General features: G+C 61.0%; 18 protein-coding genes. 9 read left to right on the forward strand and 9 right to left on the reverse strand.

Annotated elements, in window-relative coordinates:
- Window positions 1-414 precede the first annotated feature (414 nt).
- On the reverse strand, window positions 415-864 hold the full coding sequence (gene mioC / locus AC1IN8_RS17850; RefSeq protein WP_404837460.1) for an FMN-binding protein MioC: 450 nt from the start codon (window positions 862-864) through the stop codon (window positions 415-417).
- 385 nt (window positions 865-1,249) lie between these two features.
- Here mioC and AC1IN8_RS17855 point away from each other — a divergent pair, with 385 nt between their 5' ends.
- From AC1IN8_RS17855 to fhuB, 5 genes are all read left to right on the forward strand, one after another.
- Complete coding sequence (locus AC1IN8_RS17855; RefSeq protein ID WP_202047999.1) at window positions 1,250-3,358, forward strand: TonB-dependent siderophore receptor; 2,109 nt, start codon at window positions 1,250-1,252, stop codon at window positions 3,356-3,358.
- A gap of 61 nt (window positions 3,359-3,419) precedes the next feature.
- Window positions 3,420-5,066 carry a multidrug ABC transporter permease/ATP-binding protein gene (locus tag AC1IN8_RS17860; protein ID WP_171272941.1) on the forward strand — a complete coding sequence of 549 codons (1,647 nt, stop codon included), beginning with the start codon at window positions 3,420-3,422 and terminating at the stop codon, window positions 5,064-5,066.
- Window positions 5,067-5,220: 154 nt separating this feature from the next.
- On the forward strand, window positions 5,221-5,985 hold the full coding sequence (locus tag AC1IN8_RS17865; RefSeq protein ID WP_479759940.1) for an ATP-binding cassette domain-containing protein: 765 nt from the start codon (window positions 5,221-5,223) through the stop codon (window positions 5,983-5,985).
- A gap of 30 nt (window positions 5,986-6,015) precedes the next feature.
- The gene (locus AC1IN8_RS17870) at window positions 6,016-6,915 is read left to right on the forward strand and encodes an ABC transporter substrate-binding protein (RefSeq protein ID WP_479760013.1); all 900 of its coding nucleotides are present in this window, start codon (window positions 6,016-6,018) and stop codon (window positions 6,913-6,915) included.
- Complete coding sequence (gene fhuB, locus AC1IN8_RS17875; protein WP_479759942.1) at window positions 6,912-8,894, forward strand: Fe(3+)-hydroxamate ABC transporter permease FhuB; 1,983 nt, start codon at window positions 6,912-6,914, stop codon at window positions 8,892-8,894. Before AC1IN8_RS17870 ends, fhuB begins: the two co-directional genes overlap by 4 nt.
- Window positions 8,895-8,967: 73 nt before the next feature.
- Here fhuB and mnmE read toward each other — a convergent pair whose 3' ends face one another.
- The 8 genes from mnmE to AC1IN8_RS17915 all read right to left on the reverse strand — a co-directional run bounded on the left by mnmE (window position 8,968) and on the right by AC1IN8_RS17915 (window position 15,312).
- Window positions 8,968-10,329 (reverse strand): tRNA uridine-5-carboxymethylaminomethyl(34) synthesis GTPase MnmE, encoded by a 1,362-nt coding sequence (mnmE, locus tag AC1IN8_RS17880; protein ID WP_479759944.1) that lies wholly within the window; start codon window positions 10,327-10,329, stop codon window positions 8,968-8,970.
- A 97-nt stretch (window positions 10,330-10,426) separates the two neighbouring features.
- Window positions 10,427-12,073 carry a membrane protein insertase YidC gene (yidC, locus tag AC1IN8_RS17885; protein ID WP_139437134.1) on the reverse strand — a complete coding sequence of 549 codons (1,647 nt, stop codon included), beginning with the start codon at window positions 12,071-12,073 and terminating at the stop codon, window positions 10,427-10,429.
- Between the two features lie 5 nt (window positions 12,074-12,078).
- The gene (gene yidD, locus AC1IN8_RS17890) at window positions 12,079-12,327 is read right to left on the reverse strand and encodes a membrane protein insertion efficiency factor YidD (protein ID WP_010672280.1); all 249 of its coding nucleotides are present in this window, start codon (window positions 12,325-12,327) and stop codon (window positions 12,079-12,081) included.
- Window positions 12,294-12,653 carry a ribonuclease P protein component gene (rnpA, locus tag AC1IN8_RS17895; RefSeq protein WP_025328882.1) on the reverse strand — a complete coding sequence of 120 codons (360 nt, stop codon included), beginning with the start codon at window positions 12,651-12,653 and terminating at the stop codon, window positions 12,294-12,296. Before rnpA ends, yidD begins: the two co-directional genes overlap by 34 nt.
- Window positions 12,653-12,787 carry a 50S ribosomal protein L34 gene (rpmH, locus tag AC1IN8_RS17900; protein ID WP_005307156.1) on the reverse strand — a complete coding sequence of 45 codons (135 nt, stop codon included), beginning with the start codon at window positions 12,785-12,787 and terminating at the stop codon, window positions 12,653-12,655. The genes rnpA and rpmH overlap by 1 nt, the downstream gene beginning before the upstream one ends.
- Before the next feature lie 269 nt (window positions 12,788-13,056).
- Entirely contained in the window at window positions 13,057-13,791 is a 735-nt protein-coding gene (locus AC1IN8_RS17905; protein ID WP_139437132.1) for an amino acid ABC transporter ATP-binding protein, read from the reverse strand.
- Between the two features lie 93 nt (window positions 13,792-13,884).
- Complete coding sequence (locus AC1IN8_RS17910; RefSeq protein ID WP_139437129.1) at window positions 13,885-14,553, reverse strand: amino acid ABC transporter permease; 669 nt, start codon at window positions 14,551-14,553, stop codon at window positions 13,885-13,887.
- Window positions 14,554-15,312, reverse strand: a complete 759-nt coding sequence (locus tag AC1IN8_RS17915; protein ID WP_479759947.1) for an amino acid ABC transporter substrate-binding protein — start codon at window positions 15,310-15,312, stop codon at window positions 14,554-14,556.
- 310 nt (window positions 15,313-15,622) lie between these two features.
- Between AC1IN8_RS17915 and dnaA the strand changes: the two genes are divergently transcribed.
- The 4 genes from dnaA (at window position 15,623) to gyrB (ending at window position 21,694) form a co-directional block, all read left to right on the forward strand.
- A complete protein-coding gene (gene dnaA / locus AC1IN8_RS17920) occupies window positions 15,623-16,993 on the forward strand; it encodes a chromosomal replication initiator protein DnaA (protein WP_025325183.1) in 1,371 nt (456 codons plus the stop codon).
- Between the two features lie 83 nt (window positions 16,994-17,076).
- A complete protein-coding gene (gene dnaN / locus AC1IN8_RS17925; RefSeq protein WP_479759950.1) occupies window positions 17,077-18,180 on the forward strand; it encodes a DNA polymerase III subunit beta in 1,104 nt (367 codons plus the stop codon).
- Between the two features lie 2 nt (window positions 18,181-18,182).
- Window positions 18,183-19,286, forward strand: coding sequence for a DNA replication/repair protein RecF (gene recF / locus AC1IN8_RS17930; RefSeq protein ID WP_479759952.1), 1,104 nt, complete (start codon window positions 18,183-18,185; stop codon window positions 19,284-19,286).
- Window positions 19,283-21,694 (forward strand): DNA topoisomerase (ATP-hydrolyzing) subunit B, encoded by a 2,412-nt coding sequence (gene gyrB, locus AC1IN8_RS17935; RefSeq protein WP_139437127.1) that lies wholly within the window; start codon window positions 19,283-19,285, stop codon window positions 21,692-21,694. Before recF ends, gyrB begins: the two co-directional genes overlap by 4 nt.
- Window positions 21,695-21,769: the final 75 nt, after the last annotated feature.

Genomic DNA, 21,769 nt, shown 5'->3' on the forward strand with positions numbered 1-21,769 from the left:
TACTTCAGGATCAGTATGGATGCAGGATCCGTTAGTAGATCTTAAGGATCTTTAGATCGATCTTTTACTGGATCTTTTATTAGGATCCGGGGTTTCTGTTGATAAGCCCTTTTTGATCATAAAGATCATCCGTTTAAAGACGATCCCAGCTTGTGGAAAAGCTTGGATCCCAGGGCCGTGAACGGGGGGATAACCAGTGGTTTTATACACAGACCAGAACTGGATTAGATCTCATACATGGATAACTATAGGTTTTACAGAGCTTAACACTGTAGTTATGCACATTACCCCTGGGCGTTGTGGGTAACCCTGTAGAACAACTCTCCCGGATCTATCTGTTAATAACCTGGTGGATAGGAATTTGGGGATAAGCGGGGAGATCAAGGTGTTTTTACCGGATCTCCCAGGCCCTGATCAGGCGATCATCTGCATCCAGTCCTGGATCCAGGCTTCGGCGGCATCTTCCGGGATCTCGTGCTGGGTCACGTCTATCTCCAGACGATCCCCGATCCGGCTGGCGCCACACTCGGCCAGCAGTCGATCCAGCGTCTTGCCACCCTGGCAGAAGGTGTCATAACTGCGGTCCCCAAGCCCGATCACCCCATATTTCAAGGCGTTGAGATCCGGATGCTGGTCGGCAAGATCCTTGGCGAAGGGCTGAAGATTGTCGGGCACATCGCCGGCACCGTGGGTGGAAGTGATCACCAGCAGGATCGCATCCGGCTCCGCCAGCACCTCGGCCAGGCTGGCCGGGTTGTGGATCCGGGTTTGGTGGCCCGCCTGTTCCAGCAGGCTGGCGACATGATCTGCGACATATTCGGCGGCGCCCAGCATGGAGCCGACGACAAGATTGAGTTTGGCCATGGAATGGATCCTGATCTCATCGAAAGAAACGGAGAGCCGGGATTCTACCGCCAAAGGATGTGGATAAATATGGATAAAGCTTGGGGATAAGGATCCTTCACGATTTTTATGGCAGAGGCCGCTCTCGCCATCTTTTTTCATCTTCCTCTGTGTTCCCTTCTCTTGATCACCCTCCTGAATGAGTCTTTCTGCCGGAAAAGGCACCCGTTGATACAACAGGTAACAATAGAGATGCAAATGATTAGCAATTATTGAATCGATTCGATCATGGCTCCTGTAGTAGCATTGTGCCGATTTATTCGCCTAAGGAGTCGGGCAGACCGGCCGCATTGGGCACCCATAATAAGAAACCAATTTATAACTCATTGATATTTGAGACACTTATATGATTGCGCAAAAAAATACCCAAGATGCAGTGATGCGAAAGAAGGGGGCCCAGCTGTTGCCGCTTTCCTGCCTGCTGGCGAGCCTGCCGGTGCTGGCCGCGGAACCGGTGGATAAAGAGCTGCCCAAGGCGGCTGAAACCATGGTGGTCACCGGCACCGCCATGAAGGTCGAGGTGCCCATGGCCGAGACCCCCCGCGCCGTCTCCGTGGTCAACCGTGAAGAGCTGGATCAGCACGCCGTGCAACAGCTCGACGAGTCCGTGCGCTACCGCTCCGGCGTGCTCACCGGTTTCTATGGCTCGGACAACAACACCGACTGGTTCAAGGTGCGTGGCTTCGATGCCGCTCAATACCTCGATGGCAACCGCCTGTTCGGCACCGGCTACTATGTCTGGACACCGGAGCCATTTGGTCTGGAAAGCGTGGAGCTGCTCAAGGGCCCGGCCTCCATCCTCTACGGCGAGGCGCCTCCCGGCGGCGTGATCAACTCCATCAGCAAGCGCCCCACCGCGACCCCGCAAGGCCTGGTCAATCTGCAACTGGGCAACCGGGATCTGCGCCAGGTCGGGGTCGATTTCTCCGACGATCTGACCGACGACAGCCGCTATCGCATGGTTGCGCTCTATAAAGAGCGCGACGGCGTGCTGGATGGCACCTACAACGAGCGCGCCTACCTGGCGCCGAGCGTGACCCTGGACATCTCGGATCGTACCAGCCTCACCCTGCTGGCCAGCTTCCTGCACGATGAAGGAGTGCCCACCAACGGCTTCTTCCCCGTCTATGGCACCCTCAATACCGAGGGCGGCCAGATCGATCCCGCTACCAACCTGAGTCAGCCGGATTACGATCGCAACCGCAACACCCAGATCTCCACCGGTTACGAGCTGGCCCACCAGTTCAACCAGACCTGGGAGTTCAAGCAGAACGTCCGCTTCAACTACAACGATCTGCTGCTGCGCCAGACCTATATCTTCCCGACCTATGAAGGCACCACCGCCTACCGCGGCCTGGTCTACCGTGACGGCGACACCAAGAGTGCCACCATGGACAACCAACTGGTGGGTTACTGGAACACGGATCGCACCGAGCAGACCCTGTTGATGGGGATAGATCTTCAGCGTCACGTGAACGAAGGGGTCGAGGCCGACAACTACGGAATGGGGTCCATCGACACCATGAACCCGGATTACAGCGGCTTCCCTGGCTTTGACGAGTCCACCGCCACCTATCAGAAGAACACCAAGGGTCAGAGCGGCCTCTACGCCCAGCATCAGATCCGCTGGGACGATCGCTGGTTGCTGACCGCAGGTGGCCGCTTCGACTATGTGGAGACCCACAACATCAGCGAAGCCACCAGCAAGAACGAGAAGCAGTATGACGACAACCTCTCGCTCTCCGGCAGCCTGATGTACCTGGCCGACAACGGCCTCTCCCCGTACTTCGCCTATGCGGAGTCGTTCGAAGTGCTGCCTGGCATAGACCCGAACACCAAGAACTCCTACAAGCCGCTGGAAGGCAAGCTGTATGAGACCGGCATCAAGTACGCCCCCAGCTTCCTCGATGGCTACATCAACCTGGCGCTGTTCGATCTGGAACAGACCAACTCGCTGGTCTCTACCGGCTCCGGCCAGCAGACCCAGGCCGGTGAAGTGACCTCCCAGGGGATCGAACTGGAAGGGAGCGTGCAGGCCACAGAGGCGCTGCGCCTGACCGCTGCTTATACCTACACCGATGCCAAGACCAACGACACCGGCAACGGTGATCGCCAGGCCAGCCTGATCCCGCGTCACCAGGCCTCCTTCTGGGGCAACTACAAGGTGCAGCAGGGTCCGGTCTCCGGGCTGGAAGTGGGCACCGGGGTGCGTTATATCGGCTCCAGCGTCGGCATAGGTGCCGTGAATGCGGACTACACCCCCATCTACGGTTCGGCCCAGGTGCCGGCCCAGACGGTGTGGGATGCGATGATCGGGTATGACTTCGCCAAGAACTGGCGTGCCCAGGTCAACGTCAACAACCTGCTGAACGACACCTATGTAGCGAGCTGTGACTACTACTGCTACTACGGTGAGCCGCGCAGCATAGTCGGCTCCGTCAACTACCGCTGGTAAGATACAGGCCGGGCGGGAGCCTCAAGCTCCCGCCCTCCTTCTTTTTGTACACAGGCCTGTCATGGAACTCTTGTCACTGGTTTACCGCCAATACCGTTGGCCCTTCATCGCCATTACCCTGCTCAGCCTGCTCAGCGCTGTCAGCGGGATAGGTGTCATTGCCTTTATCAATCAATATCTTATCGAGTCAGTCGGCGATCCGTTGCCGATCCTGGGTCAACTTGTCGGCCTTATCTTTTTGCTGCTGGTGATCACGCTCGGCTCTCAGCTGGCCCTGACCACCCTCGGTCATCATTTCGTCTACCGGTTGCGCGGCCGCCTGCTCAAGCAACTGCTGGACACCGACGTCGCCCGCATTCGCCAGATAGGGCAGGGGCCGCTGCTGGCCTCCCTCTCCAGCGACATCGGCCAGATCACCATCGCCTTCGTGCGCCTGCCGGAGCTGGTGCAGGGGCTGGTGCTCACCCTGGGTTCCATCATCTACCTCGGCTTGCTCTCTCCCGCCCTGCTCGGTGTCACCGCCCTCTGGGTCACAGTGACCATGGTGGTGGGCTGGCTGCTGGTGAACCGGGTCTATCGCCACCTGGCCCGGATGCGTCAGGCCGAAGACCGGCTCTACCAGAACTACCAGTCCATCATCGCGGGCAGCAAGGAGCTGGCGCTCAACCGCGAGCGGGCCCACTTCGTCTACCACCAGCTCTATGAGCAGAACGCCCGGGACTACCGCCGGGAGATCATCCGTGCCGATACCTATCACCTGAGCGCGGTGAACTGGTCGAACATCATGATGCTGGGGGCCATAGGCCTGGTCTTCTTCCTGGCCAATGGCCTCGGCTGGGCCAACACCAATGTGGCCGCCACCTTCGCCCTGACCCTGCTGTTCCTGCGCACCCCCTTGTTGCAAGGGATAGGCGCCCTGCCGACCCTGATCTCGGCCCAGGTGGCGTTTGACAAGATAGCGACCCTGAATCTGGCCGAGCCGGAGCCCAGGTTCCCGCTGCCGCCGGCCCCCAGTGCCTGGCAACGCATCGAGCTGGAGCAGGTGAGCTTTCACTATCAGGGGGAGGGCGGCTTCGCCGTGGGCCCCATCAATCTGACCATTGAGCGGGGGGAGCAGATCTTTATCATTGGCGGCAACGGCTCCGGCAAGTCGACCCTGGCCATGCTGCTGACCGGGCTCTATCAGCCGGTCTCTGGCCGGATCCTGCTGGATGGTGAGCCCATTGCCGATCGCAACGCCTACTTGGCGCTCTTTTCCGCCATCTTCACCGACTACCACCTGTTCCAGCACCTGCTGGGGCCTGAGCCGAAAGAGGCCCTGGTGGCCGAGTGGCTGGAGCGGCTGCAGATGGGCAGCAAGCTGGCCATCGAGGAGGGCTTCATCGCCAACATCGATCTCTCCCAGGGGCAGCGCAAGCGGGTCGCCCTGCTGCTGGCACTGGCGGAGCAGCGCGAGGTGATGCTGTTTGACGAGTGGGCGGCGGATCAGGATCCCCAGTTCCGCCGCATCTTCTATCAGGTGCTGTTGCCGCGCCTCAAGGAGATGGGCAAGACGGTGATCGCCATCAGCCACGACGATCTCTACTTCTCCCTGGCGGATCGCCTGCTGGAGATGCGTCAGGGCCAGCTCACCGAGCTGACCGGCGAGCGGCGCGAGCAGGTGAGCCGGGATGCGGTCGCCCATCTCGATAGCGAGGTGCCGGTCTGATACCGGCCGCAAGGGGGAGGCGAGCGCCAACCCCTTTCAGTACAGGAATGAATCATGTTTGAGAGGAAATCTGCCGGTTTAATGGTGAACGCTCGCCGAGCCATGGCGCTCACCGACCCGAGCGTCGAGCACAGAGCCGGCACGGGAGCAGATCATGTTTGAGATGAAAGCAGCCAGCTTCGCGGTCAACGACCGCACCCTGCTGCAACCCACCAGCCTGCGTTTCGAGCAGGGTCAGGTCTACGGCCTCATCGGCCACAACGGCTCGGGCAAATCCACCCTGCTCAAGCTGCTGGCACGCCAGCAGCCCCTGAGCGATGGGGAGATACTGTTCGATGACAAGCCGCTGCAGGAGTGGGGCAACCGGGACTTCGCCCGTCAGGTGGCCTATCTGCCCCAGCATCTGCCGAGCGCCGAGAACCTGCTCGGCCGGGAGCTGGTGGAGATGGGGCGCTATCCCTGGCGCGGTCTGCTGGGCCGCATGGGGGAGGCCGATCACCGCCAGGTCGACAAGGCCATAGCACTGACCCATACCGAGGGGTTTGCCGACAGGCTGGTGGATACCCTCTCCGGCGGCGAGCGGGGCCGGGTCTGGCTGGCCATGCTGCTGGCCCAGGAGAGCCGCTTCATCCTGCTGGACGAGCCGCTGGCTGCCCTGGACGTGGCTCATCAGGTGGAGGTGCTCACCCTCGTCAAACAGTTGAGTCGCCAGCTCAACCTCGGGGTCATCATCGTCATTCACGACATCAACATGGCGTCCCGCTTCTGCGATCGGCTGGTGGCGCTGCACGGCGGTCGTCTGCTGACCCACGGTGAGCCTTCACGCATCATGACAAGCGAGACCCTGCATGCCATCTATGGCATCCCGATGGAGGTCATTCGCCACCCGGCTCATGACCACGCCATCGCCATCGTCTGACCGGGGGAGCTCTTGAACCTTTTATTGAAGATGGCCCCCTGCCTCGTCAGCCTGCTGCTGCCGCTGGCGACGCAGGCCGAGACACCGCCCTCAGCCCCTGCTGCCGATGGCACTGTTCCGCGCATCGCCACCGTGGACTGGACCATAGCCGAAACCCTGCTGGCCCTCGGCGTGACCCCGCTGGCCATGGGGGATGTGAACTCCTATCGCGCCTGGGTCGGCGAACCCAGGCTCCCCGCCGGGGTGATCGACATCGGCCTGCGGGCCCAGCCCAACCGGGAACTGCTGGCTGAGCTCAAACCCGATCTCATCCTCATCTCCCCGCTGGCGGCCCCCCTGGCGCCGACCCTGTCCCGCATCGCGCCGGTGCAGTCCATCGCCCTCTATGAACCCGATACCGAGCTGTGGCCGCGGCTGCGCGAGGCGACCCTGACCATAGCCGCGCTGGTGAACAGAACCGCCGAGGCCGAGCGCCAGCTCGCCGCGCTGGAGCGGGATCTGGCGCAGATGAAGGAGACGCTGCCCGCCGATCTGCCCCCCTTGCTGGTGGTGCAGTTCATCGACGAGCGCCATGTACGGGTGTTTGGCCGCCACAGCCTGTTCGAGGCGGTGATGGAGCGGCTCGGCCTGCGCAATGCCTGGCAGGGGGAGACCAATGCCTGGGGCTTCTCGGTGGTCAGTCTCGAGCAGTTCTTGGCCATTCCCGAGGCCAGGCTGGTGGTGGTGGATCCCATTCCCGTGGGGGTGAGTGAAAAACTGCAGGAACCCGGGCTCTGGCAGCACCTGCCGCTGGTACAGAACACGCCCGTGCTGCATCTGCCCGCGACCTGGAGTTTCGGCGGCATGCTGGCCGCCCGTCGTTTCGCCACCCTGCTCGGTGAGGCCCTGCAGCCTCAGGGCGGCGTGGCCCTCAAGGGGGAAGCCCAATGAATCGTTTCGTCTCCTCTCCCTTGCTGCGCCCGGGCCTCTGCCTGCTGGCCCTGACCCTGGTGCTGGCCTGTGGTGAGCTGGCGCGCCAGTTGCCGGGCTCCCTCTGGTGGCAGGCGCTCTTCTCCCCCAGGCTGGACGATGCCCGCCAGGCGGTCATTCACTTCAGCTGGCTGCCGCGGCTGGTGGTCTGCCTGCTGGCCGGTGCCGCCCTCGGGCTGGCCGGCACCCTGATGCAGCAGGTACTGCGTAATCCCCTCGCGTCCCCCACCACTCTGGGGGTGGCCTCCGGCGCCCAGCTGGCGTTGATGATCGTGACCCTGTTCGCCCCCTCCTGGCTGCTGATCGGGCGCGAGTGGATCGCCATGGCGGGGGGGAGCCTCGCCATGGGGCTGGTGTTTGCCCTGGCCTGGCGTCGCCAGCTCAACCCTGTGGTCATCGTATTCGCCGGGCTGGTGATCAACCTCTATCTGGCGGCCATCAGCATGGGGCTGCTGCTCTTCTTCCAGGAGGAGCTCAAGGGCCTGCTGGTGTGGGGCAGCGGTTCCCTGGCCCAGAACAGCTGGAGCGGCGTGAGCTACTTGCTGCCACGCCTGCTGCTGGCCGGCGTCCTGGCCGCTGTGCTGGTGCGCCCGCTGGGTGTGCTGGAGCTGGATGATGCCAGCGCCCGCAGCCTGGGGGTCTCCCTCAAGCAGCTGCGCTTTGCCGGCCTCGGTCTGGCGGTCTTCGTCACCGCCTGCGTGGTGAGCGTGGTGGGGCTGATAGGTTTCATCGGGCTGGCGGCGCCGGCCATGGTGCGACTGCTGGGGGTGAGGCAGCTCGGCCAGCGCCTGCTGTGGGCCCCCATACTGGGCGCCTTGCTGCTGGCGGCAACGGATCTGCTGCTGCAATCCCTGAGCCGCTTCTGGCCTGTGCTGATCCCGACCGGGGCCATGACGGCGCTGCTGGGTGCCCCTCTGCTGCTCTGGCTGATCCCTCGGCTTGCCTTCAAGTCAGGCGCCCCCAAGGCCGCCAGCGGCCTGACGGTGGCACGCCATGGGGCGCCCGCTCGCCTAATCGGCCTGCTGTTGATGGGGCTGCTATTGGCGGTGGTTGCGTCCCTGCTGGTCGGGCAGGGGGTGCACGGCTGGAGCTGGCCGAGCTGGCTCAGGTGGCAGGCCCAGCTGGAGTGGCGCCTGCCGCGTACCCTGGCTGCCGGTGCTGCCGGTGTGCTGCTGGCTCTGGCGGGCACCCTGTTGCAGCGGGTCAGCAACAACCCCATGGCGAGCCCGGAGCTGCTGGGGGTGAGCGGCGGCACCTTTATGGGGGTGATAGCGACGGCCTTGCTGCTGCCCGCTTTGCCGTTGCCCATGATGCTGCTGGGGGGCCTGCTCGGTGCCTTTGGCTGCCTGCTGCTGCTGGTGCTGGTCAACCGCAAGCACGGCTTCCAGCCTGAGCGGATCCTGCTCTCCGGCATCGCCATCACGGCACTGTTCGAGCCGCTGCAGGCCATCGCCCTGGCCAACGGCGATCTGCGGGTGCAGCAGCTGCTCTCCTGGATGTCCGGCTCCACCTATTACGTCACCCTGCCGGTGGCCTATGGCCTGACGGGGCTGGCGCTGCTGATGCTGGCGGCCTGCCTGCTGGTGAGCCGCTGGCTCGATCTGATGCCCATGGGGCCGGCGGTGGCGACGGCGCTCGGCATTCGCCTCAACCGCGCCCAGCTCATCATACTGCTGCTGGTGGCAGTGCTCACCGCCAGTGCGACCATGGTCATAGGCCCGCTCTCCTTCGCCGGTTTGCTGGCCCCCCACATGGCCAAGCTGATGGGGCTGGTGCGGGCCCGTTGGCACCTGCTCGGTGCGGCGGGATGTGGGGCCCTGCTGATGGTGTTGGCGGACTGGGTCGGCCAGCAGATCCTGTTCCCGCAGGAGGTGCCGGTCGGGCTGGTCTCCACCCTGTTAGGGGGCGCTTACTTCATGTGGTGCCTGCGCCGCCTCTAGGTTTGCGGATGAAAAATGCACAAAAAAAAAAGCCCGGGATCATCCCGGGCTTTTCATTGCCTGCCGTGCAGGTTTACTTGCCGATGCAGAAGCTGGAGAAGATGCGGCCCAGCAGATCGTCCGAGCTGAATTCGCCGGTGATCTCGGAGAGGGACTCCTGCGCCAGGCGCAGCTCTTCGGCCACCAGCTCGCCAGCCACGAACACTTCCAGCTGCTCTTTGGCCACCAGCAGCCGCTCGGCGGCGCGCTCCAGGGCATCCAGATGGCGGCGGCGGGCCATGAAGCCCCCCTCGGTGTTGCCCTGGAAGCCCATGCAGGCCTTCAGGTGCTCGCGCAGGGCGGGCAGCCCCAGCTCGGTCTTGGCTGAGATGCGGTAGACGGCGTGGCCCAGCTCCTGGCTAGGTTCCAGATCCTCGCCGGTCAGGTCGGCCTTGTTGCGCACCACGGTGAGGCCGATCTTTTTTGGCAACCGATCAACAAATTCCGGCCAGATCTCCCGCGGGTCGACCGCATCCGTGGTGGTGCCATCCACCATGAAGAGCACCCGATCGGCCTGTTCTATTTCGGCCCAGGCACGCTCGATGCCGATCTGCTCCACCTTGTCCTGGGTATCGCGCAGGCCGGCGGTGTCGATGATGTGCAGCGGCATGCCGTCCAGGTGGATGTGCTCGCGCAGCACGTCGCGGGTGGTGCCGGCGATTTCGGTGACGATGGCGGATTCACGGCCCGCCAGGGCGTTGAGCAGGCTGGACTTGCCGGCGTTGGGACGGCCGGCGATCACCACCTTCATCCCTTCCCGCAGCAGGGCCCCCTGCTTGGCCTCGCCGCGCACGTCATCGAGCTCTGCCATGATGGCGTAAAGATCCCCCGCCACCTTGCCGTCTGAGAGGAAGTCGATCTCCTCGTCCGGGAAGTCGATGGCGGCCTCCACATAGATCCTCAATCGGGTGAGACTCTCCACCAGTTGCTGGATCTTGCCGGAGAACTGCCCCTGCAGGGAGTGCATGGCGCTGCGGGCGGCCTGTTCGCTGGAGGCCTCGATCAGATCGGCGATGGCCTCGGCCTGGGCCAGATCCAGCTTGTCGTTGAGGAAGGCGCGCTCGCTGAACTCGCCGGGACGGGCGGGGCGGATGCCCTCGATTTGCAGGATGCGGCGTATCAGCATGTCCAGGATGACGGGACCGCCGTGGCCCTGCAGCTCCAGCACATCCTCGCCGGTGAAGCTGTTGGGGGCCTTGAACAGCAGGGCTATGCCCTGATCCAGAGGCTGGCCCTGCTCGTCATTGAACGGCAGATATTCGGCATAGCGCACCCTGGGCTGCCGACCGAGCACGATTTCGGCGACTCGTTCGGCGGCGGGGCCTGAGACGCGGACTATGCCGACGCCACCCCGGCCGGGGGCGGTGGCCTGGGCCACGATCGTATCTGTTGTCATCTTGCTTGACTCGTCTGTTCGGTAATTGGGGGACATTGTAATAAAAAAGGCGGCCCGAAGGCCGCCTCTTTTGTCATCAGGGAAGATGGGCTGCGCATCAAGTGCGTGAGTGCAGACCTTTCTTCTCCAGCTGACGATAGATGATGGTCTGCTGGATGATGGAGATGACGTTGCTCACCAGCCAGTACAGGGTCAGACCTGCCGGGAACCAGAGGAACATGAAGGTGAAGATGATCGGCATGAACTGCATCACCTTCTGCTGCATCGGGTCCGTGATGGTGGTCGGGCTCATCTTCTGCAGATACCACATGGAGGCACCCATGAGGATCGGCAGCACGAAGAAGGGGTCCTTCACCGACAGGTCGGTGATCCACAGGGCGAACGGCGCGTGACGCAGCTCGACAGACTCCATCAGTGCCCAGTAGAGGGCGATGAAGATGGGCATCTGCACCAGGATCGGCAGACAGCCACCGAGCGGGTTGACCTTCTCCTTCTTGTACAGCTCCATCATGCCCTGGGACATCTTCTGGCGATCGTCACCGAAGCGTTCCTTGAGCGCAGCCAGCTTGGGTTGCAGCATGCGCATCTTGGCCATGGAGGTGTACTGGGCCTTGGTCAGCGGGAACATGATGCCGCGTACCAGCAGGGTCAGCATGATGATGGCCAGGCCCCAGTTCTGGACGAAACCGTGGAACACGGTCAGCAGCCAGTGAAGCGGCTGGGCGATGAACCAGAGCCAGCCGTAGTCGACGGTCAGGTCCAGGTGGTTTGCCACCTTGGCCATCTGGTCCTGCAGCTTGGGACCGACCCACAGCTTGCCGCTTACTTCGGCCTGCTGACCGGCAGCCACGTCAACCAGCGGCGCCTTGTAGCCGATGATGGCCTGGTCTTTACCCGGGATCACGCGGCTGTAGAAGCTGTTGGTGTCCTCGGCGTTCGGTGCCCAGGCGGAGACGAAGTAGTGTTGCAGCATGGCGACCCAACCACCCTTGGTGGTCTTGTTCAGGTCGGCATCCTTCATCTCGTCGAAGGTGTACTTCTTGTAGCGGGTATCTTCGCTGGAGAAGGCACCACCACGGTAGGCGCTGGCCACCATGGCATGGCCTTCCTGGTCCTTCGGCGTGGTCACGGTCTGTTTCAGCTGACCGTAGAACTGCACCTGAACCGGCTCGGCAGACTTGTTGTCGATCTTGTAATCGACGCCGATGGCGTAGTCACCGCGCTTGAGCACGAACTCCTTGGTGAAGACAACGCCCTTGCTGTCGGTCCAGGTCATCGGCACGACGACTTGATCCTGACCGTCGGCCAGCTGGTAGCTGGTCTGGGCGGCTTCGTAGGTGGGACGACCCTGGGGCTGGCTGTCAGGACCATTGCGACCCACCAGACCACTCTGGGCAACATAGAGGTGCGCAGGCTGGCTGGTCAGCAGGGTGAACGGCTGTTCCTTGCCTTCTTCCAGCTTGTGGGCCAGCAGTTCGGCAGAGACGATGTCACCGCCCTGGGTATCCAGGGTCAGCTTGAGCACGTCGGAGGAGACGGTGATCAGCTTGCGTGCGGTAGTGGCGTTGGCTTGCTCGGAAACCTGAGGAATATCACCGGTCTGACCGGCTTCAGGTACGAAATGTTCGGTTTGGGCCACGGTAGTCGGGGCCGGCTTCGGAGCCTTGTCGGACTCCCACTGTTGCCAGAGCAAGAAGCTCACGAACAGCAAACCGATCAGGAGTAAATTGCGTTGTGATTCCATAGTCTTCAGTTTCTTCGCTTTGGTTGCGGAACCGGGTCATAACCACCCTCGGATAAGGGATGGCATTTTAATAGACGTTTGCTGGCTAACCAAACGCCTTTTATGAAACCGTGAAGTCGGATTGCTTCTATCGCAAATTGGGAACAAGTCGGGGTGAAACGGCAGCGCGGCCCGAGCAGGGGACTAATGATTAGCTGATACAGGCGTATCAGTTTGATAGCTACCCATTGCAACGGCGTGACAGAGTGCGCCATAGCTTTTCCAGTAACTTGAACAGCTCTTCGTTATCCATCTCCTTTACGCCACCCTTGGCTATGACGACGATGTCGATAGCGGGCAGATTGGCCTGATTGAGACGGAAGCTCTCCCGTACCACTCGTTTGACACGGTTACGCCAGACGGCACGCTTGAGTGCTTTTTTGGGCACAGCTAGGCCAAGACGGGGGTGTTCGAGGGAATTGGGGCAAGCAAGAAGCGTAATTTGCGGAGAAGCGGCCCGGACAGGCTCGGCGAAAACGCGTTTGAAGTGTTCGGGAGTTAACAGACGTAACTCCCGAGAGAAGGTGTGCTGGGTAGGCATTAGACTACCAGGCGGGCACGACCCTTGGCACGACGAGCGGCCAGAACTTTGCGGCCGTTGGCAGTAGCCATGCGAGCGCGGAAACCGTGAGAGCGCTTGCGCTTCAGGTTGGATGGTTGAAAAGTACGTTTCATGATTCGATTCCGTATTTCTGTACAGTTTTGATTGTCACACTTAGCCGACGCGCCAGCTATAGCGTGTGACGACTAGCAAAAGAGGCCGAATTCTAAACAGAGTTCGGCTTCTCGTCAATCCGCCGTTCCCTCTCATCTTCTTCTGGCTCAACAATAAGCAGGAGAAGCTGGCAGGATCCAGAGGATCAAGGGCCCCGAATTATACTGGCAACCCCGGGTTAAACAAGGATCCACCAAGAAAAAAGGCGGCCAGGCCGCCAAAGAGAGAGCTATTTAAGGACTTTGCGCAGGAACTCCCGGGTACGGGGATCCTGCGGATCGACCAATATCTGATCCGGCGGGCCCTGTTCGACGATCCGGCCCCCCTCCATGAAGATCACCCGGTCGGCGACATCACGGGCAAACTCGATCTCGTGGGTCACCACCACCATGGTCTGGTGCTGGCGGGCGAGCTCCTTCATCAGCCCCAGCACCTCGTCGACCCATTCCGGATCCAGGGCCGAGGTGGGCTCGTCAAACAGGATGACCTTGGAGTGAGCCGCCATGGCGCGGCCTATGCCGACCCGCTGCTGCTGGCCACCGGAGAGGGACGCCGGGTAGGCATCCTGCTTGTCGGCGAGGCCTATGTCCTTGAGGATGCCAAGGGCGGTGGCACGGGCCTCCGCCTTCGGCTGTTTCCAGACGGTGATCAGCCCCTCGGCTATGTTGTCCAGCGCCGTCTTGTTGGCAAACAGGGCGTAGTTCTGGAACACGAAGGAGGCGCGCTTGCGCAGCTCGATGGCCTGCTGCTCGCTGGCACGGGCCAGATCCAGCTGCAGATCATCGATGGCAAGGGTGCCTGCATCCGGGGTCTCCAGCAGGTTGAGACAGCGCAGCAGGGTCGACTTGCCGGTGCCGGAGGGACCGATGATGACGACAATGTCACCCTTCTTCACCTCCAGATCGATGCCGTTCAATACCTGATTGCCGTCATAGGCCTTGGAAAGACCCGTTAACTTGATCATGACAGGTCTCCTTCAATGGGCGCGGCTGTTGAGAGGTACTTCCAGCCTGTGCCGCAAGTGGGTAATGGCGTGCTCATCATCGCTGGCATCCTCTTAGTAAGCTCGATTGAGGCGTACTTCCAGCAGGTGCTGCAAGCGGGTGAAGAAGATGACCACCACCCAGTAGACCAGGGCCACCGCCATGAAGCTCTCGAAGAACTTGAAGGAGGAGGAGGCCTCCATCTGTGCCTTGCCCATGATCTCGGCCACCCCCAGGGTAAACGCCAGGGAGGTGCTCTTGATCATGTCGATGAAGTAGTTCATCAGGGACGGCGTCGCGATGCGGGCCGCCTGCGGCAGTATGATCCGCCGCATCGCCTGATATCGACTCATGCCGATGCTGAGGGCAGCTTCCATCTGGCTCTTGTGGATGCCGAGAATGGCGGCCCGGATCGATTCGGCCATGTAGGCGGCGAAGTGCAGGGTCAGCCCTATGATGGCGGCGGTAAAGGCATCCATCCCCACGAAGACAGGGAACAGTTGCGGCAGCCCGTAGTAGAGCAGGAACAGCTGGACGAGCAGGGGAGTCCCCCGGAAGAACGAGATATACAGCATCGCCAGCCAGTGAATTGCGGGAACGCGAAAGACCCGTACTATCGCCAGGGCCAGCGACAGTACGAGTGCCAATACGAATCCCCACAGGGCCATTTCCATCGTGGTGCCCAGGTATTTGAGCAGGATGGGAAACAGCCCTAGCGTGTACTCGAGATCAAATTCCATCATTTATTTGCTGGTGATGTCCGCTGCGAACCATTTTTCCGAGATTTTGGTCAGGGAGCCGTCTTTACGCATGGCGGTCAGCGCCTCGTCGACCTTCTTCAGCACGGCCTGTTTTTCCGGGGTCTTCAGGAAGGGCAGGGCGTTCTCGATCGTCTCGAACGGTGCGCCTGCCTGTTGCAGCGGCAGCTTGGATTCCTTGATCAGCTGGGCGGTGGAGACGCGGTCCATCACGAAGGCATCAATGCGACCCAGGGCGACGTCCTGCTCGAAGCTGGAGTCATAGGTACGGATGTCGATCTTCTTGTTCGGGTCGTTCTTGCGCAGCAGCTCTTCGAAGTTGGAGCCCAGGTTCACCGCAACTGTCTTGCCTTCCAGATCCTTGAGACCGTGGATGGTGTTGTTGCCCTTGCGCACCACTATCTGGGCGCCGTCATAGACGTAGGGCTGGGAGAAGGCGTACTTGGCCTTGCGCTCGTCGGTGATGGTGATCTGGTTGGAGATGGTATCGACGCGACCGGTTTCCAGCATGCCGAACAGGCCGGAGAAGCTGGCGGTGACGAACTCGACCTTGTAACCGGTGCGCTCACCGATCTGGTTCCACATGTCCACCTCGAAGCCCTGCAGCTTGTCCTGCTTGACGAAGGTGAACGGGAAATACTTGCCGGACATGCCGACCTTGATGGTTTCCTGGGCGATGGCCTGGCCGGACAGGCTGGCCAGCAGAATGGCGGCGCCGGAAATCAGCTTGATGGTGGTCTTCATGGGGATTCCTCTCTCTGTAGTTCTGTATTTTTAGTTGTAATCACGGGTTGGCGCTGATGTTATTGGAATAAAATATAAAGAATAAATGATATTTGGTTATATAAAATAACCGCAGCAGCAGGCTCTCATTCTGTCCACATCACCGGTCGGTGGCTGTGGGTAACTTTGGGGATGAAATCAGATCCTGGGGCGTTGGATCCTTGAAAGTCAAGGATCTTATTTGCTGGATCCGTGCGGCGGCAACTGGAGATCCAGCCACTAAAAACGTAGAATAGCCGGTCTTTACTTAATCAATTGACGGGAGTCTAGAGTGACTGCTTCGCTATGGCAGCAGTGCCTTAACCGGCTGCAAGATGAGTTGCCCTCGGCAGAATTCAGCATGTGGATCCGGCCGCTTCAAGCGGAGTTGAGTGACAATACTCTGACCCTGTATGCACCGAATCGCTTCGTTCTGGACTGGGTACGCGACAAGTACCTGCTCCGGGTCAATGGCATCATCAACGAGCTGTGCGGAGCCGATGCTCCCACCCTGCGTTTTGACATCGGTAATCGTCCCCATCCCGTCGCGGTCGCCAGAGCGCCGGCGCGCGGTGTCGATCCTGTGAATAACTCTCACAAGAGCTGGGAAAGCAAGGCGGAAGCCAAGCCCGAACCGAACCACAAGAGCAACACCAACGTGAACTACACCTTCGAGAATTTCGTCGAGGGTAAGTCCAACCAGTTGGCCCGTGCGGCGGCCCGTCAGGTGGCCGACAATCCGGGTGGCGCCTACAACCCGCTGTTCCTCTATGGCGGCACCGGTCTGGGCAAGACCCACCTGCTGCATGCCGTTGGCAACGCCATCAAGGAACGCAAGAAAGACGCCAAAGTCATCTACATGCACTCCGAACGGTTCGTGCAGGACATGGTGAAGGCGCTGCAGAATAACGCCATTGAAGAGTTCAAGCGTTATTACCGTAGCGTCGATGCCCTGCTCATCGATGACATCCAGTTCTTCGCCAACAAGGAGCGCTCCCAGGAGGAGTTCTTCCACACCTTCAACGCCCTGCTCGAAGGCAACCAGCAGATCATCCTGACCTCGGATCGTTATCCGAAGGAGATCAACGGTGTCGAGGATCGCCTCAAGTCCCGCTTCGGCTGGGGTCTGACGGTGGCGATCGAACCGCCCGAGCTGGAGACCCGCGTCGCCATCCTGATGCGCAAGGCGGACGAGAACCAGATCCATCTGCCGGACGAAGTGGCCTTCTTCATCGCCAAGCGTCTGCGCTCCAACGTCCGTGAACTGGAAGGCGCCCTCAACCGGGTGATCGCCAACGCCAACTTCACCGGCCGTGCCATCAACATCGACTTCGTGCGCGAGGCGCTGCGCGACCTGCTGGCCTTGCAGGAGAAGCTGGTCACCATCGACAACATCCAGAAGACGGTGGCGGAGTACTACAAGATCAAGCTGGCGGATCTGCTGTCCAAGCGTCGCTCCCGCTCCGTTGCCCGCCCGCGTCAGCTGGCGATGGCCCTGGCCAAGGAGCTGACCAACCACAGTTTGCCGGAGATAGGGGATGCCTTTGGTGGCCGTGACCACACCACCGTTCTTCATGCCTGCCGCAAGATCGAGCAGCTGAAGGAGGAGAGTCACGACATCAAGGAAGACTATTCCAACCTGATCCGTACCCTTTCTTCCTGATAACGGAACGGAGTGGACAGATGGGGCTTGAATATTCCAACCTGATCCGAAAATTTTCCTCCTAATCACAACGGAGAGCACAGATGCAGCTCGAAATTAGCCGTGAGGCCCTGTTACGTCCTCTGCAACTGGTGTCCGGTGCCCTGGGTGGCCGGCCGACCCTGCCCATCCTCGGCAACGTCCTGCTCGATGTCAGCAATGGCCTGCTGTCGCTGACCGGGACAGATCTCGAGGTGGAGATGATAGGCCAGGTCTATCTCAGCAGCGACAGCCAGGATGGGCGCACCACAGTGCCGGCGCGCAAGTTGCTGGATATCTGCCGCGGCCTGCCGGAAGGGGCGGATATCCGTCTCAACACCGAAGGGGAGCGCCTCATCATCCGCTCCGGTCGTTCCCGCTTCAATCTCTCGACCCTGCCGGCGACCGAGTACCCGAACATCGAGGACTGGGAATCCGTGCTCGAGTTCGACATCAGCCAGCTTGAGCTGAAGAAGCTGATCGATGCGACCCAGTTCTCCATGGCCAGCCAGGATGTGCGTTACTACCTGAACGGCATGCTGTTCGAGAGCGAGGGCCATGGCCTGCGCACCGTCGCCACCGACGGTCACCGCCTGGCCACCTGCCGCCGCGCAGTGGTCGGGGAATCGCTGCCCGATCATCAGGTCATCCTGCCCCGCAAGGGCGTGCTGGAGCTGGTGCGCCTCCTGGAGGCAGAAGACAAGCCGGTGCGGTTGCAGGTCGGTCGCAGCAACCTGCGCGCCGCCCTGGATGGCTTCATCTTCACCTCCAAGCTGGTGGATGGCCGCTTCCCGGACTGGCGTCGCGTCATTCCCCGTGGGAGCGACAAGGCCCTGATCGCCGGTCGTGAGGATCTGCGCCAGGCCTTCGCCCGCGCCGCCATCCTCTCCAACGAGAAATTCCGTGGGGTGCGTCTCAATCTGCAGGAAAACCTGCTGCGCATCACCGCCAACAACCCGGAACAGGAAGAAGCCGAGGAGCTGCTTGACGTACAATATGCCGCTGGCGAGATGGAGATCGGCTTCAACGTCTCCTATGTGCTGGACGTGCTGAATACGTTAAAATGTGACCAAATCCGGATCAGCCTGAGCGATTCCATCAGCAGTGCCATTATTGAGGATTTTGACAGCCAAGATGCCCAGTATGTGGTGATGCCGATGCGGATCTAGTCGTGTCCCTGGTCAAACTCCAGCTCAGCGACTTTCGCAACATCCAGCACGCCAGTCTCGCGCTGTCCCCCGGCCTCAATATCCTGGTCGGGTGCAATGGCAGCGGCAAGACCAGCGTGCTGGAAGCCATCCATTACCTCGGTCTCGGTCGTTCTTTTCGTACTCACCTGACCGGGCGGGTCATCCGCCAGGGGGAGAGGGCGTTTACCCTGTTTGCCCAGTGCGAGCTGGAAGGGCGTCAGGTGCCCATCGGGCTTGCCAAGGACAAGGGGGGCGAGACCCAGCTCAAGATCGCCGGGGCCCAGGCCCAGCGATTGGCCGATCTGGCCGAGCTGTTGCCGGTGCAGTTGATCCACCCCGATGGTTTCAACCTGCTGACCGGCGGGCCTCAGGCTCGCCGGGCCTGGCTGGACTGGGGTGTCTTTCATCAGGAGCCGACCTTCTTCTCCCTGTGGGGGCGGGTGCGGCGTCTGCTGAAACAGCGCAATGCGCTGCTGCGCCAGAGCAGCCAATATCGCCAGCTGGCGTTCTGGGATCAGGAGCTGGTGCGGCTAGGGGGTGAGCTGGCGGAGTTTCGCGCCAGTTATTGTCAGGCCATTACCCCCCTGATCAAGGAGATGACGGCGGATTTTCTGCCGGAATTCGACATCAGCCTCGGTTTCTATCGGGGCTGGGAGAGAGAGACTCCCCTCGGCGACTTGCTGGAGGCGGGGTTCGAGCGGGATCGTTCGCTGGGGTACACTGGGGTCGGTCCGCAGAAGGCGGATGTGCGGCTCAAGGCGAACGGGGTGCCCGCTCAGGATATTTTGTCCAGGGGTCAGTTGAAGTTGCTGGTCTGTGCCATGCGACTGGCTCAAGGGCTCTATTTGAATCAACATAGCAGCCGTGGCTGTATTTTTTTAATTGACGATTTTGCCTCTGAACTGGATGTCGACAAACGTCGCCTGCTGGCCGCAAGGCTGAAGCAGTGCGCGTCCCAGGTGTTTATCACCGCCATCGATATCGGTCAGCTCGCAGACATGATGGATGCGAGTGACTGCAAGCTGTTCCACGTGGAACAAGGCAAGATCTCCGAAACGTTAGAGAAGGCAGAGAGTAAGCTATGAGTGAAAATACTTACGACTCCTCGAATATCAAGGTGCTGAAGGGCCTGGATGCGGTCCGCAAGCGCCCGGGGATGTATATCGGCGATACGGATGATGGCTCGGGCCTGCACCACATGGTGTTCGAGGTCGTCGATAACTCCATTGACGAGGCTCTGGCTGGCTACTGCTCCGATATTCAGGTCAAGATCCATTCCGACGGTTCCGTCTCCGTCCGTGACAACGGCCGGGGTATTCCGGTCGACATGCACGAGGAGGAGGGCCGCTCCGCCGCCGAAGTCATCATGACGGTGCTGCACGCCGGCGGCAAATTCGATGACAACTCCTACAAGGTATCCGGCGGCCTGCACGGCGTGGGTGTCTCGGTTGTGAACGCCCTCTCTGACAAGCTGCTGCTGACCATACGTCGCAACGGCCACGTCTACGAGCAGACCTATCACCTGGGTGAGCCGCAGGCGCCGCTCAAGCAGATTGGCGACAGCACCGGCACAGGTACCGAAGTGCGCTTCTGGCCGAGCCCGACCATCTTTACCGATACCCTGTATCACTACGAGATCCTGGCCAAGCGTCTGCGTGAGCTCTCTTTCCTGAACTCCGGTGTCTCCATCCGCCTGATGGACGAGCGGGATGGCCGCGAGGCTCACTTCTGTTACGAGGGCGGCATCAAGGCCTTCGTCGAATACCTGAACCAGAACAAGACCCCGATCCATCCCAAGGTGTTCCACTTCACCACCGAGCAGGATGGCATCGGCGTCGAAGTGGCGATGCAGTGGAACGACGCCTATCAGGAAGGGGTCTACTGCTTCACCAACAACATCCCGCAGCGGGATGGGGGCACCCACCTGGTGGGCTTCCGTACCGCGCTGACCCGTACCCTCAACTCCTACATGGACAAAGAGGACTACAGCAAGAAGGCCAAGTCTGCCGCCAGTGGCGACGACGTCCGTGAAGGTCTGATTGCGGTCATCTCCGTCAAGGTGCCGGATCCCAAGTTCTCCTCCCAGACCAAGGACAAGCTGGTCTCTTCTGAAGTGAAGACTGCCGTTGAACAGGCGATGGGCGAGAAGCTGGCGGACTTCCTGCTGGAAAACCCGGGCGACGCCAAGATTGTGGTCAACAAGATCATCGATGCGGCCCGTGCCCGTGAAGCGGCCCGCAAGGCCCGCGAACTGACTCGCCGCAAGGGCGCCCTGGACATCGCCGGTCTGCCCGGCAAGCTGGCGGACTGTCAGGAGAAAGACCCGGCCCTCTCCGAACTCTACATAGTGGAAGGGGACTCTGCTGGCGGCTCCGCCAAGCAGGGTCGCAACCGCAAGAACCAGGCCATACTGCCGCTCAAGGGCAAGATCCTGAACGTGGAGAAGGCCCGTTTCGACAAGATGATCTCCTCGCAAGAGGTGGGTACCCTGATCACGGCGCTGGGCTGCGGCATAGGCCGCGACGAGTACAACCCGGACAAGCTGCGCTACCACAACATCATCATCATGACGGATGCGGACGTCGATGGTGCGCACATCCGTACCCTGCTGCTGACCTTCTTCTACCGTCAGATGCCGGAGATCATCGAGCGTGGCTACGTCTTCATCGCCCAGCCGCCGCTCTACAAGGTCAAGAAGGGCAAGCAGGAGCAGTATCTGAAAGACGAAGATGCACTGCTGCAGTATCAGACCTCCATGGCGCTGGACGGTGCTACCCTGCACGTCAACGAGTCTGCCCCGGCTATCGGTGGCGAGGCGCTGGAGCGTCTGGTCAACCAGCACCGTGCCGTCTCTCACCTGATCACCCGTATGTCCCGCCGCGCCCCGGATGCCGTGCTGACCCAGCTGATCTATCAGCCTGAGTTGAACGAAACCCTGCTGGCCAGCGAGAGCGATCTGCTGGCCTGGTGCCAGGGGATGGAAGCCGTGCTCAACGAGAGCAACCACGGCATCCAGTACCAGATCCAGGTACGTCGTGACGAAGAGCGCAGTTTGTTCGTGCCGCACGCCGTGGTACGTCAGCACGGTGTCGATCGCGAATACCCGCTCAGCTACGACTTCCTGCAGTCCGGTGAGTACCGTCAGCTGGTCTCCCTGGGCAAGGAGATTGCCAACCTGATCGAGGAAGGTGGTTTCATCAAGCGTGGCGAGAAGGTCAAACCTGTGGCCAACTTCGTGGAAGCGGTCGACTGGCTGATGGGCGAAGGCAAGCGTGGCATCTACATCCAGCGCTATAAAGGGCTGGGTGAGATGAACCCGGATCAGCTGTGGGAAACCACCATGGATCCGGAAGCCCGTCGCATGCTGCGCGTCACCATAGACGACGCCGTCGGCGCCGACCAGCTCTTCTCCACCCTGATGGGTGATGCGGTCGAACCCCGTCGTGACTTTATCGAGACCAACGCCCTGCGGGTCGCCAACCTCGACGTCTGATCGACGCAGTCAGACAGTAAAAAGCCGCTCCTTGTGAGCGGCTTTTTGTTTTCTGTGCGAGAGGAAAGTGGCGCG

It is taken from the genome of Aeromonas sp. 130281, from assembly GCF_056642115.1.

Coding starts and splice junctions, on each gene's coding strand:
- AC1IN8_RS17855 (WP_202047999.1), top strand. CDS start 1,250: ATGATTGCGCAAAAAAATACCCAAGATGCAGTGATGCGAAAGAAGGGG.
- fhuB (WP_479759942.1), top strand. CDS start 6,912: ATGAATCGTTTCGTCTCCTCTCCCTTGCTGCGCCCGGGCCTCTGCCTG.
- AC1IN8_RS17860 (WP_171272941.1), top strand. CDS start 3,420: ATGGAACTCTTGTCACTGGTTTACCGCCAATACCGTTGGCCCTTCATC.
- AC1IN8_RS17915 (WP_479759947.1), bottom strand. CDS start 15,312: ATGAAGACCACCATCAAGCTGATTTCCGGCGCCGCCATTCTGCTGGCC.
- mnmE (WP_479759944.1), bottom strand. CDS start 10,329: ATGACAACAGATACGATCGTGGCCCAGGCCACCGCCCCCGGCCGGGGT.
- AC1IN8_RS17905 (WP_139437132.1), bottom strand. CDS start 13,791: ATGATCAAGTTAACGGGTCTTTCCAAGGCCTATGACGGCAATCAGGTA.
- mioC (WP_404837460.1), bottom strand. CDS start 864: ATGGCCAAACTCAATCTTGTCGTCGGCTCCATGCTGGGCGCCGCCGAA.
- rpmH (WP_005307156.1), bottom strand. CDS start 12,787: ATGAAACGTACTTTTCAACCATCCAACCTGAAGCGCAAGCGCTCTCAC.
- yidC (WP_139437134.1), bottom strand. CDS start 12,073: ATGGAATCACAACGCAATTTACTCCTGATCGGTTTGCTGTTCGTGAGC.
- dnaN (WP_479759950.1), top strand. CDS start 17,077: ATGCAGCTCGAAATTAGCCGTGAGGCCCTGTTACGTCCTCTGCAACTG.
- AC1IN8_RS17870 (WP_479760013.1), top strand. CDS start 6,016: ATGGCCCCCTGCCTCGTCAGCCTGCTGCTGCCGCTGGCGACGCAGGCC.
- yidD (WP_010672280.1), bottom strand. CDS start 12,327: ATGGCGCACTCTGTCACGCCGTTGCAATGGGTAGCTATCAAACTGATA.
- AC1IN8_RS17865 (WP_479759940.1), top strand. CDS start 5,221: ATGTTTGAGATGAAAGCAGCCAGCTTCGCGGTCAACGACCGCACCCTG.
- AC1IN8_RS17910 (WP_139437129.1), bottom strand. CDS start 14,553: ATGATGGAATTTGATCTCGAGTACACGCTAGGGCTGTTTCCCATCCTG.
- gyrB (WP_139437127.1), top strand. CDS start 19,283: ATGAGTGAAAATACTTACGACTCCTCGAATATCAAGGTGCTGAAGGGC.
- rnpA (WP_025328882.1), bottom strand. CDS start 12,653: ATGCCTACCCAGCACACCTTCTCTCGGGAGTTACGTCTGTTAACTCCC.